Below are 12,060 nucleotides of genomic sequence, written 5' to 3'. Positions count from 1 at the left end.
GCGCGTCAGCGCGGCCTGCTCGGATCGTCGGCGGGATTGACGTAGTTCAGGCCGAACGGACCGGAGCCGTTCACCTGGATCACCGCCGGTTGATCCTTTGTCCAAAGCGAGTGGGGCATGTTGGCCGGCAGATAGAGGAAGCCCCCCTCCCCGAACGGCTCTCCACGACTCTCCACCATCGTCTCGCCCATGTCGTGGACCAGGGCGCCGGCAAGCAGGGTCACGGTCTCGTCGGTCGCGTGCGTGTGCGGAGCGATGATGGTCTTGGGCGGAATCCTCAGCCTCAGGGCGAACGGCCCGGGCTTGGCCGGGTCGCCCATGATGACGCTGATCTCGATCCCTTTCGGCAGCGCGGCGGGCGCAGGCTTCCGCTGCACCGCAGCCGCGTCTTGAATGGTGATCATCTGCTTATGGCCCGGTTCCTCCGCCAAGGCGGCCGTCGAGAGGCAGCCGGCGACCGCCAGCGCGGCAAGTCGAAGATCCTGACGTATCCACGAAGTCATGACTGATCCCCTGCGTTAAGTACTGCGCGCGCAGACAGGCCCTCAGACCAAGTCTACGTTGGAAATTATCTGTCTTTTCGCCGATCTACTTGCTAATCCGGGATCAGCATCTCAAGATCCGGCCCATTCATAATGATCGCCCTGAGCTGGGCCGAAACAGCGATCCGCACATGAATCCTTGGGCAATTTTCCCGAACCAGTCCGGGGCCGGCGTCGCGGCGCAAGCCGACCCGTCAGCGATCCCGGCGCGGGAAATCGCTCCGCCCCGGCGGCGCAGCGGCGTCGATCTCAAATGGGCGCTGGTCCGCCGCATCGTCATGGTCGCGGCGCTGTGCCTGAGCGGCGGCGCGATCGTCGTCCTGCACAACGTGGCCGCCGATGCGCGCCGCCAGAACGAGGGCGCGGCGGAGGCGGTCGAGAAGCAGCTTCTTGTTCAGGTCGTCCGCATCACGCGGGGCCTGGATCGCGCCGATCGCTTCCCCGATTGGGATTCCGTTCTCAAGTTCACGCTCGGTTCGGGCCAGTGCGTTCGGCTGTTCGACGCAGATGAGAACGTCCGGAACTCAAGCTGCGTCGGAAGCGACGAGCGCGCGCCGAACCCGCCCGACTGGTTTGTGGGCATCTATCGGACGCTGTTTTTCGATCGGTCGTTGGCGGAGCGCCGCCTCGTGCATCGAAGCGAAACATGGGGCGTGATCCGGGCGACAATCGATCCGGTCACCGTCGCGCGCAGCGCATGGGCCGAGCTGACGCGGACGCTCGGCCTTTGGGTCATGATGATCGGCGCGCTGTGCATCCTCGTCTATGTGGTCGTCGATCATGCGCTGCGGCCGGCCGCCGAGATCCTTTCTGGGGTCAACCGGCTGTCCGACGGCGACCTGTCGAGCCGCCTGCCGACGTTCCGCCTTTACGAACTGCAGAGGATCGCGGAGGTGTTCAACGAACTCGCGCGGACCCTTCAAACGACCACGGCGGACCGCGCCGAATTCGCCCGCAAGCTCGTCGACGCGCAGGAACGCGAACGACGGATGATCGCCCTCGAACTCCATGACGACATCGCCCAGAGATTGACGGCCGTGAGTTGCGTCGCAGCGTCCATCAGCAAGACAGTCCGCGTCGCGGCGCCCGAAGCCTCCCGAGAAAGCGACGAGCTTGTCGCGCTGGCGTCGGGAACGATGCGGGCGCTTCGCGAGACTCTCGCGCATCTCAGGCCTCCCGAGCTCGATGATCTCGGGCTCATCGCGAGCCTTCAGGGGCTGGTCGCCGGCCATGAGCGCCAGGCGAAGGGCCGCACCCGCTTCGCGTTCCAGGCGCACGGCCGCTTCGAGGATGTCCCGGCGGAGGCGGCCGGCCACATTTACAGGATCGTCCAGGAGGGCCTGAACAATGCTGCGCGCCATGCGGCGGCGCGCAACGTCGAGGTCGTGCTGCGTGAGAAACCTGACGCGTCATCTCCGGCGGAAGAGCGATCCCGGCTCATCGAACTGACGGTGACGGACGACGGCGTCGGCCTTTCCCCGGTCACGTCGCCGGACCCCCTGGCCGGCGCCGGGCTGGTCGGCATTCGCGAACGCGTCTGCGCGCTCGGCGGCGCGTTGAGAGTCGATCAGCGCGCGGAGGGAGGCGTCGAGCTGCGGGCGAGCTTCTCCGTCCATCTCGACAAGCGGGGAGCGGGATGATGGACGGCTCGATCAGGGTGATGCTGGTCGACGACCACGCCATCGTGCGGGAAGGCTATCGGCGCCTGCTCGAGAAGGAAGCCGGGATCGCCGTGGTCGCGGAGGCCGGCGACGGCGTCGCCGCCTATCGGCTTTACAAGGAAACCTCGCCCGACGTCGCCGTGGTGGACATCAGCATGCCCGGCCGCGGCGGCATCGACGTGATCCGCCAGATACGCCAGTGGGATCCGCGCGCCCGCATCCTGGTCTTCAGCATGCACGCCAATTCGAGCTACGCCCTTCAGGCGTTCCGCGCGGGCGCCAAGGGCTACATGACGAAGAGCAGCGCGCCGGACCTGTTGGCGGGCGCCGTCCGGAGCGTGGCGCGCAACCGGTCGGCGCTGTGTCCGGAGATCTCGGCGGCGCTCGCCGCGACCCGGCTGGAGGAGGAGGCGTCCGCGCTCGAACGGCTGTCGCCGCGGGAGTTCGAGGTGCTGCGGATGCTGCTCGACGCCAAGTCGACCGAGGAGGTCGCAAGCACGCTCAACCTCACGACCAAAACCGTCGCGAACTACCATTATGCGGTGAAGACGAAGCTCGGCGTGTCGTCCGACATCGACCTTGTCTACTACTGCATGCGCTACGGCGTGATTTCGCCCTTGGCGGAGGGATGCGCCGGCCGCGACAGCGCGGACGACCAGCCCTGGTGAGCCGTCCGCCTTCCGACGACGAAGTGGGATGAGCTTCTTGGCGGCGCCCCCCCCCCCGCTTCGCGAACACGCCGAGCGAGAAGCTGGCGGCGATGGGAGTCAGCGAGACAGAGCCGAACATCCGCAATAAGCTCGCGCCCGGGGAAACTCACCGCGGTGCTCATGCTGCAATGTCTGGAAGCGGTTGGCGCTACGTCCTCGCGATGGTCGGACTGATCGCCGTTTTCGGGTTACTACATGCCGGCTATCAGCAGCTCGACCGCGCGGAGAAACAATCATATCCCAAGCAAGAATATCAGCCAGCCCGCGACCATCTTGCTCCGGCGTCGGGAAAAAATCCCGCGGTCACTGCCAATCCCTATCAGCCCTATTGCGATCATCCCAAGGATCGGGACGACGCTGATCTCTGCGCCCAATGGGCGGCGGTCATGGCTGTAGAAGAGGGTAACAGGCTTAACCGGCTCTCGCTTCGCCTCACCGCCTTGGAGTTTCTGGCGCTTGTCATCAGCCTGATCTTCACTGGGTGGGCCGCCTTCGCTGCCGCAAAGGCGGCTAAAGCTGCTCAAGATGCTGTCAGCGTTGCTAAAGACAGCGCAAAGCAGCAGCTCCGGCCATATCTTGACGCATACGAAGGATGGGCAAAAATTAAATGCGACAATGGGAGCCTATCTTACGACATAAAACTTGTTCTTAGGAATAACGGTCAGACAAGGGCTATGATACTTAAGGAAACATCTCAATCAAACGTCCTAAATACTAAAAAAATCCATCACCTATTTGGCGCCGGCGGTGGATGGACATCTCTTGAGGTCAATCAGATTGTCGGACCAACGGCGACATACCCGATCTTCCATTCCGGTATTGATGCCGGAGATATTTCGATTGGCATGCACGTCATAATATCCGTTGGAATTATGGTTGAATATTCTGACTATTCCGGAGATGAACACACGGACGCCATCTGGTGGGCGTCCGACGCGATCCAGACCACAGGAGGTTTGGACGAAGTTGAGCTGCGTCCTAAAAGCCATACTGATGGCCCGCACCTCGGCCTGACGTGGGAAGTTCCCTAGAACAGCCAATATCCCCGCCGCCAGCGCGCGGATCCCGGCTTAGCCCTCATGTCGGGAGAGGAGCGGAGGGCTTGGCGCGTTCGATCCGGAAGGCCGGATATTTCCGGCGACGTGTCACACTGAGCGAGGCCCGTTCGTCATGACCCCGACCATTCCGTTTAGGGGCATCTTCATGACCAAGGCTATCCTCACCTTCGCAGTTCTGTTCGGCGCGGGCCTTGCGGCGAACGGCCTTTACATGCTGGCCGATCCGCAAGCCTGGTACTTCGCGATACCGGGCGTCACCACGACCGGTCCGTTCAACCAGCACTTCCTCCGCGACATCGGACTGATCTTCGTGTTCCTTGGATCGGCATTCGCGCTTGGCGCGGCGCGCCCCGACGTTCGCACGCTGCTGTGGGGCGCGGGCGCGGTCTGGCTGTCAGGCCATGCGCTGTTCCACTTCTGGGAGGTCGCAGTGGGGATCTGCGGGCCCGACGCGCTGGCGCGGGACTTTCCGGCGGTGACGACGCCCGCGCTCGTCGCCATCGCCCTCACGGTCTGGTCGGCGCGCCATGCTGGCCGCTGACGAGGCGACGAGGGCGTTCGAGGCGGAACGCCCGAGGCTCGTGCGCCTCGCCTACCGCATGCTGGGTTCTTTCGGCGAGGCGGAGGACGTCGTGCAGGACGCCTGGATCCGCTGGCGTCAGGTCGACCACGCCGCGGTCGCCTCGCCTGGCGCCTTCCTCTCGCGGGCGGTCACGAGACTCTGCCTCGACGTCATGAAATCGGCGCGCGTTCGGCGCGAGACCTACTTCGGAACCTGGCTCCCGGAACCGCTCGCCACGACCCCCGAGGAAGATCTCGACGACGACATCACCCTGACTCTGATGCTGGCGCTGGAGCGGCTTTCGCCGCTCGAGCGGGCGGCGTTCATCCTTCATGACGTCTTCGGGGTCCCGCTCGACGACGTCGCGACCACGCTTGAGCGCGAGCCTCCGGCCGTCAGGCAACTCGCGTCGCGGGCGCGGAAACATATTCAGGCGGCCAAGCCCCGGTTCCCCGTCGATCGGGAGGAAGGCGCCAGGATCGCGAAGGCGTTCTTCGAAGCGTCGGCGTCCGGCGACGTCGCCGCTCTGCGGGCGATGCTTGCGGACTCCGTGGTCGTTCATTCCGATGGGGGCGGCAAGGCGCACGCCTTTCCGCGGCCGATCATCGGGATCGAGCGGGTGTCGCGGATGTTCGAGGGCGCGGCGCGCAAGTCGTGGATCCAGCAGGCGCGCAAGCTGCGCGATCTCTGGATCGACGGCCTGCCGGGCTACTTCAGCGTGGAGCCGGGCGGCGCGTTTCAGACAGTGGCGCTCGAGATCGAGAACGGCCTGATCGTCGGGATCTACTTCACGCGCAATCCTGACAAATTGGGGCGCCTGGTGGAGCGGTTTGGTGGGGGCGTGGCGTCGCCGAGGCCCCACTAGCGTCCGTCAGCGCCGGGCGATGGCGAGTTCGGCGCGACAGGCGCTGGAGAAATCGCAGAGAGGGTCGAGGTCGCCTGCGTGTCGGATGTCCGCAAAGGCCGCAAGGTCCTTGTTCGGCGAGAAGTAGGTCTCGCCGATCCGCCTCATGACGCGTTCGGCCTCCTTCAGCGTCTCGGGCTCTCCGAACAGCCGGATCTTGCTGACCAGCGCATAGAGGTTCACGAGCTTGGCCGGATCGTCGAGCTCATGCCGGAAGGCGTCGCCAAACAGGGTCGAGGCCTCCCGGATGAATTCGCCATAGAGCGCTTCGCGGCGCGCGCGGTCCTGCACCAGCGGGGTCGCGCGTTCCTGGGAGTGCTGCGTCAGCCAGGTGGTCGCGAACGAGGCCAGCGCGCCGATGGCCGAGCCGGCGAGCGCGGCGAGCGCCGAGACGTAGGCCGCGTCCATCGGCATCTTCCGCTCAGACGGCTGGTTTAGGTTGGGCGGCGAGCCAGTCGCCGAACCGCTTGTCCGAGATCCGCGCTCCGTCGTCGGGCGTCAGCGAGCGGTCGTCGATGATCGTGCCGAAATAGCCTGCCGCGTCGTCGGACAGAACGGTCCTCGGCTCGCCGACAGCTTCGAAGTAGCGCGCCACGAGCTCGGCGATCGGCATCTTTTCGGGTCCCGCGATCTCGACCATGCGGTTCAGCGGCTCCGCCAGCGCGACTTCAGCGACGAAGGCCGCGACGTCGGCCGAGGCCACCGGCTGGATCGCAGCCGAGGTTGCGCGCGTCACGCCGTCGACCGTCGCAGCGGCGGCGATCGTGGCGGCGAACTCGAAGAACTGGGTGGCGCGCACCAGCGTCCATGGAATGCCGGCCGAGGCGATCAGCTCTTCCTGCGCGAGCTTGGCCCGGAAGTAGCCGCTGTCGAGCAGGCGCTCGGTCCCCACCACTGAAAGCGCGACGTGATGCGCGACGCCGGCGGCCTTCTCGGCCGCCGCGAGGTTTCGGCCGGCGCGGACGAAGAAGTCGAGGACGGCCTCGTCCGCAAAGGAGGGCGAGTTCGCGACGTCGACCACGACGCTCGCGCCCGTCAGAGCCTCCGCCAGGCCCTCGCCTGTGACCGCGTTGACTCCGGTGTTGGGCGAGGCCGCGACGACCTCATGTCCGGCGGCTTTCAGCCGGGGAACGACCTGCGAACCGATCAAGCCGGTGCCGCCGATGACCACGATCTTCATGTGACTCTCCATCTGTGTCGCCCCCTACCGGGCTTTCAGGAGACATGACGAGCGAGCTCACGGGAGATGTGACATCAGCGGCAGCGAATGTTTCGGTTCAGCCGGCGCGAGGGCTTGAACAAAGGTCAGCTCTGCAGATCAGCGCCTGTCTGAACTGGCGTCGAGCGGTCGCGGGTCAGTCCGCACATGCGCCAGCAGGGGTCATCAGCGCCAGCCGAGCGCCGGGGCGACATGGGTCAGGATCGCCTCGATGACGTGGGCGTTGTAGTCGACCCCGAGCTGGTTCGGCACGGTGAGAAGCAGCGTGTCGGCCGCCGCGATCGCCTCGTCCGCCCGGAGTTGCTCGACCAGCCGGTCAGGCTCCGCGGCATAGGTCCGGCCGAACACCGCGCGCATGTCGTCGATGATCCCGACCTGATCGCTGCTGTCGCTCCGGCCGAAATAGGCGCGGTCGCGGTCGTCCGTCAGCGCGAAGATCGAGCGCGACACCGAGACGCGAGGCTGGCGGGCATGCCCCGCTTCGGCCCAGGCTTCGCGGAAGACGCGGATCTGCTTCGCCTGCTGGACGTGGAACGGCTCGCCCGTTTCGTCCGCCTTCAGCGTCGAGCTCTGCAGGTTCATGCCCATCTTGGCGGCCCAGACGGCGGTGGCGTTCGAGGCCGACCCCCACCAGATGCGCTCGCGCAGCCCCTCGGAATGAGGCTCGAGCCGCAGGAGGCCCGGAGGGTTGGCGAACATCGGGCGCGGATTGGGCTCGGCGAAACCCTCCCCCTTTAGCAGTTCAAGGAAGGCCTCGGCGTGACGACGGCCCATGTCGGCGTCGGTCTCGCCTTCGGCCGGCGCGTAGCCGAAATGCCGCCAACCCTCGATCACCTGCTCGGGCGAGCCGCGGCTGATGCCAAGCTGCAGCCGGCCGCGGCTGATCAGGTCAGCCGCGCCTGCGTCCTCCGCCATGTAGGCCGGGTTCTCATAGCGCATGTCGATCACGCCGGTGCCGATCTCGATGCGCTTCGTTCGCGCGCCGACGGCCGCGAGCAGCGGGAACGGCGAGGCGAGCTGGCGCGCGAAGTGATGGACGCGGAAATAGGCGCCGTCCGCGCCGAGTTCCTCGGCCGCCAGGGCGAGATCGATCGACTGCAGCAGCACGTCGCTTGCGGAGCGCGCCTCGGAATGGAGCGATGGCGACCAGTGTCCGAAGGAGAGAAAGCCGATCCGTTTCATGAGCGTTCTTCCGTGTCGCCGCGCTTCTGGGTGGGATCGCCGAGAAATGGCGGCTGAAGCGTCGGGCGGGATCTGGAGGCGATCCCGCGCCGCTGATGTACGGACTCGACGGGAGAAGCGGGAGATGCGTTTGCTTGCTCCTGCGCAAGCTCACCAGGGCAGAGCGGAGAGCAAGCCTGCGTCACGCCGAACAAGGAGCTGCGCCAGTGCGCCCCGGCGCGCAGACCGCTCAGCCGAATGCGTTCAGCCCGGTGATAGCGCGACCCAAGATCAGGGCGTGGATGTCATGGGTGCCCTCGTAGGTGTTCACCGCCTCGAGGTTCTGGGAATGGCGCATCACGTGGAACTCGTTCGAGATGCCGTTGCCGCCGTGCATGTCGCGGGCGACCCGGGCGATGTCGAGCGCCTTGCCGCAATTGTTGCGCTTGACCAGCGAGACCATCTCGGGGGCCATCTTCCGGGCGTCCATCAGGCGGCCGACCTGAAGCGCCGCCTGCAGGCCGAGCGCGATCTCGGTCTGCATGTCGGCGAGCTTCTTCTGAACGAGCTGGGTCGCGGCGAGCGGCCGGCCGAACTGCTTGCGGTCGAGAGCATATCGCCGCGCGCGCTCGAAGCAGTCCTCGGCCGCGCCCATGACGCCCCATGAGATGCCGTAGCGCGCGCGGTTCAGACAGCTGAACGGCCCCTTGAGGCCGGAGACGTTGGGCAGGAGACTTTCTTCCGGCGCCACCACGCCGTCCATCACGATCTCGCCGGTGATGGAGGCGCGCAGCGCGAGCTTGCCGCCGATCTTCGGGGCGCTCAGTCCGGGCATCCCCTTCTCGAGTATGAAGCCGCGCAACTGGTTCTCATGCGCGGCGGACTTCGCCCAGACCACAAAGACGTCCGCGATCGGCGCATTCGTGATCCACGTCTTGGAGCCGGTCAGCCGGTATCCGTCGGCGACCTTCTCGGCCCGGGAGCTCATGCCCGCAGGATCGGAGCCGGCGTTCGGCTCCGTCAGCCCGAAGCAGCCGATCCACTCGCCGCTCGCCAGCTTCGGCAGATACTTCTCGCGCTGGACGTCATCGCCATAGGCGAAGATCGGATACATCACGAGCGAGGACTGCACGCTGTTCATCGAGCGATAGCCCGAGTCGACCCGCTCGATCTCGCGCGCGACGAGGCCGTAGGACACATAGCCGGCGTCCGCGCAGCCGTAAGCCTCGGGCAGCGAGACCCCGATCAGGCCGAGTTCGCCCATCTCCCGAAAAATCTCGCGGTCGGTCTTCTCCTCCGCATAGGCTTCGGCGATGCGGGGAAGCAGCTTCTCCTGCGCGTAGCGTCGGGCGACGTCGCGGATCATCCGCTCGTCCGCCGTCAGTTGCGTCTCCAGCAGGAGCGGATCGCTCCATTCGAACGGCGCGGCCGCAGTCGTCGGCTGGTCCGCTCTTTCTGGCTGTGCCACGTCTTGCTCCGGTCTCTGCGGAGCCGTTCGCGCTCCTCGGGGTCTAGCCGTTCGCCCGTGGCCGCCGCGGGCCGAAAGGCTCAGTTCGATATTGGTTCTCGTCCGCGCCTTCACAGGCCTCTGGCGGATTCGGATGCCCCCGCAAGCGGCGGACAGGCCGCCTACGGGGACCGCGATGGGCGCTCGTCAGAGCTTGCCGCGGGCGCCGGCGCGTCGCACCACCGGATCCTGACGGGATCGCCTCGCGCGGCGCCGAGGGTCACGCAAGGGTCGCCGGACGCACAGAACGTCCAGCCGCCGCCCGTCGCCCCGGAGGCGGCGAGCACGAGTTCCGGGATCGGCGCGAGGGTCGGCCGATAGACATAGGCGCCCTCCTCGAGAACGGCGTCCGGGGGCGGCTCCATGCCGGCGCCCGAGCCTTCGACCCGGCCTTCGACCACCCTCAGTCCGTTGGGGCCGCCGGTCCAACGCTCTTCCCAGCGCGTCTTCTCGACGGAATGCGTCCATGCGAGCGTGAACGCTGCGGCCGCGAAAGTCGCGGTTTTGCCGGCCGCCAGAACGCAGATCATCGGCCGCCGACGTCGCGAGCCGACCTCATTGAGCGGAAATCCCTGAAGCGGGTCGCGCCGACGCGCCCCTGCCGCCGCCCGTCTGGTTCACCGGCTCGGGCACCCCGTGGCGCCGGATCTGGAGGAGGTGCCAGCCGATGATGAACGCCGCCAGCGCGAAGCCGATCTCGTCGGTCAACGGGTAGGCGGCGACCAGCGTGAAGGCGCTCGCCGCCGCGCAGAGCCGCTCCCACCATTTCAGCGGCGCGAACAGATAGCCGATGGCGGCCGCACCCCAAAGGGCGATGGCCAGACAGGCCTTGACCAGAATGTAGGCGACCGCGGGCCAGTAGCCGATCTCTGTCGCCAGCGGCCCGCCGTCCTGCAGCATCAGCGCGGGCGTGTAGACCGCCATGAACGGGATCACGAAGCCCGCAAGCGCGACCTTGATGGCCTCGAACGAGATCTTGAGCCCTGACGTCTTGGCGATGGGCGCGGCTGCGAAACAGGCGAGCGCGACCGGCGGCGTCAGGTCGGCTAGGATGCCGAAGTAGAACACGAACATGTGGGAGACGATCAGCGGCACCCCCAGCGCCAGCAGAGCAGGCCCGGCGATCGAGGAGGTGATGATGTAGTTCGGGATCGTCGGGATGCCCATGCCAAGCACGATGCAGGTGAGCATCGTGAGCAGCAGCGAAAGGATGAGCGACGAGTGGCCGACCGAGACGATGTATTGGCCGAACGTGTTGGCGACACCCGTCAGGGTCATGGTTCCGACGATGATCCCGACGATGCCGCAGGCGATGCCGACCGGCAGCGCCGTTTTGGCGCCCTCCGCGAGCGCCTCGAGACTGAGCCGAAGCGTCTCCCGGCCGCCCTTGAAGACGGCGCAGACCAGAACCATCGCGGCGATCGCGATCATCACCGGACGTATGCCGTATTCGAAGAAGGAGGCGGCCACGAGCCCGAGCGCGATCCAGAACACGAAGCGCAGCGCCTGGACCCGGATCTGGCTCGAGAGCGGAGCGCCGAGGATCAGCATGGCGGTCATGGCGAGACCGATGGTGCCGGCGTAGAGCGGGGTGTAGCCCGAGAACAGCAGCCAGACCAGGACGATCAGCGGCAGCAGGAGGTGCCAGCCGCGCCGGAGCGCGCCGAGCGCCGAAGGCAGCTCTGAAGCCTTCAACCCGATGAGGCCGCGTTTGCCGGCCTCGAGATGCACCATCCAGAACACCGAACCGAAATAAAGGATCGCGGGGATCAACGCCGCGTGGACGATGGCCGTGTAGGGAACGTTCAGCGTCTCGGCCATGATGAAGGCGACCGCACCCATCACCGGCGGCATGAGCTGGCCGCCCATCGAGGCGGTGGCCTCGACGCCGCCCGCAAAGGCCGGGCGATAGCCGAAGCTCTTCATCAGCGGGATGGTGAACTGGCCGGTGGTGACGACGTTCGCGACGCCCGAGCCGGAGATCGTGCCCATCAGTGCGGAGGAGACGACCGCGACCTTGGCGGCGCCGCCCTTGGCGCGGCCGACCAGCCCCATCGACACGTCGGTGAACAGCTTGATCATGCCGGCGCGCTCGAGGAACGAGCCGAACAGGATGAACAGGAAAATGTAGGAGGACGAGACGTAGATCGGGATGCCGTAGATGCCTTCGACCCCGAACGCCATGTGGTCGATGACCTGACTGAACGGATAGTAACGCGTCCCGAACGGCGACGGCAGATATGTCCCGAACAGGCAGTAGCAGAGGAACAGCCCGGCGATGATCGGCAGAGCCGGGCCCATAAGTCGCCAGGTCGCCACGAACAGCACCACGAGCGCGACGACGCCGACCGCCGTGTCCTGCGGCTCGGGCAGCCCGGCGCGGAAGATCAGCGCCTTGTATTCCCACCACTGGTAGCCCGCGACCGCCATGCCGGCGAGGCCGAGGATCCAGAACAGCGTTCTGACCGCGACGCTTTCGTTCCTGATCGCGGCGACAAGCGGAAGGCCCAGCAGACACAGGAAGCCGACATGCACGGCCCGTACGATCTGGGAGGGCAGATCCCAGAGATGCGCCGAGACGGCGAGCTGGAAGACGGAGAACAGGAACGCGATCCAGAACAGCGCCCGGCCCTCGCGGCTCGCGGGAAAGCCGGTCGATAGCGGGTCGTGCAGTTCGAGGAGTTCACCGGGGGCCTGGGCAGGCCCGCCCCTGACGTGGTCGGTCAAAGAAACGAT

General features: G+C 66.4%; 12 protein-coding genes. 5 read left to right on the top strand and 7 right to left on the bottom strand.

The features are described from left to right. Positions 1-5 precede the first annotated feature (5 nt). Positions 6-503, bottom strand: a complete 498-nt coding sequence (locus VM780_RS00115; RefSeq protein ID WP_325443864.1) for a cupin domain-containing protein — start codon at positions 501-503, stop codon at positions 6-8. Positions 504-673: 170 nt separating this feature from the next. On the opposite strand from VM780_RS00115, the gene VM780_RS00110 reads away from it, so the two are divergent. The 5 genes from VM780_RS00110 (at position 674) to VM780_RS00090 (ending at position 5,398) form a co-directional block, all read left to right on the top strand. Next, on the top strand, positions 674-2,182 hold the full coding sequence (locus VM780_RS00110) for a HAMP domain-containing sensor histidine kinase (RefSeq protein WP_325443863.1): 1,509 nt from the start codon (positions 674-676) through the stop codon (positions 2,180-2,182). Next, positions 2,179-2,871 carry a response regulator gene (locus VM780_RS00105; RefSeq protein WP_414652758.1) on the top strand — a complete coding sequence of 231 codons (693 nt, stop codon included), beginning with the start codon at positions 2,179-2,181 and terminating at the stop codon, positions 2,869-2,871. The genes VM780_RS00110 and VM780_RS00105 overlap by 4 nt, the downstream gene beginning before the upstream one ends. Positions 2,872-2,963: 92 nt before the next feature. Continuing rightward, positions 2,964-3,944 carry a hypothetical protein gene (locus VM780_RS00100; protein WP_325443861.1) on the top strand — a complete coding sequence of 327 codons (981 nt, stop codon included), beginning with the start codon at positions 2,964-2,966 and terminating at the stop codon, positions 3,942-3,944. A 172-nt stretch (positions 3,945-4,116) separates the two neighbouring features. Continuing rightward, the gene (locus tag VM780_RS00095; protein ID WP_325443860.1) at positions 4,117-4,512 is read left to right on the top strand and encodes a hypothetical protein; all 396 of its coding nucleotides are present in this window, start codon (positions 4,117-4,119) and stop codon (positions 4,510-4,512) included. Then, positions 4,499-5,398, top strand: coding sequence for a sigma-70 family RNA polymerase sigma factor (locus VM780_RS00090; RefSeq protein WP_325443859.1), 900 nt, complete (start codon positions 4,499-4,501; stop codon positions 5,396-5,398). Before VM780_RS00095 ends, VM780_RS00090 begins: the two co-directional genes overlap by 14 nt. Before the next feature lie 6 nt (positions 5,399-5,404). Here the strand turns inward: VM780_RS00090 and VM780_RS00085 are convergent, their stop codons facing one another. From VM780_RS00085 to VM780_RS00060, 6 genes are all read right to left on the bottom strand, one after another. Beyond that, positions 5,405-5,845, bottom strand: a complete 441-nt coding sequence (locus tag VM780_RS00085) for a hypothetical protein (RefSeq protein ID WP_325443858.1) — start codon at positions 5,843-5,845, stop codon at positions 5,405-5,407. 13 nt (positions 5,846-5,858) lie between these two features. Beyond that, complete coding sequence (locus VM780_RS00080; RefSeq protein ID WP_325443857.1) at positions 5,859-6,617, bottom strand: SDR family oxidoreductase; 759 nt, start codon at positions 6,615-6,617, stop codon at positions 5,859-5,861. 204 nt (positions 6,618-6,821) lie between these two features. Then, complete coding sequence (locus tag VM780_RS00075; RefSeq protein ID WP_325443856.1) at positions 6,822-7,838, bottom strand: LLM class flavin-dependent oxidoreductase; 1,017 nt, start codon at positions 7,836-7,838, stop codon at positions 6,822-6,824. 229 nt (positions 7,839-8,067) lie between these two features. Continuing rightward, on the bottom strand, positions 8,068-9,285 hold the full coding sequence (locus tag VM780_RS00070; RefSeq protein WP_325443855.1) for an acyl-CoA dehydrogenase: 1,218 nt from the start codon (positions 9,283-9,285) through the stop codon (positions 8,068-8,070). Positions 9,286-9,446: 161 nt separating this feature from the next. Further along, a complete protein-coding gene (locus VM780_RS00065; protein WP_325443854.1) occupies positions 9,447-9,854 on the bottom strand; it encodes a DUF1850 domain-containing protein in 408 nt (135 codons plus the stop codon). Between the two features lie 25 nt (positions 9,855-9,879). Then, positions 9,880-12,051, bottom strand: coding sequence for a TRAP transporter permease (locus tag VM780_RS00060; protein ID WP_414652757.1), 2,172 nt, complete (start codon positions 12,049-12,051; stop codon positions 9,880-9,882). Positions 12,052-12,060: the final 9 nt, after the last annotated feature.

The organism is Hansschlegelia sp. (assembly GCF_035538955.1).
In the GTDB taxonomy this organism is placed as follows: Bacteria; Pseudomonadota; Alphaproteobacteria; order Rhizobiales; family Methylopilaceae; genus Methylopila.
This window is presented reverse-complemented; position numbering and strand designations above follow the sequence as displayed.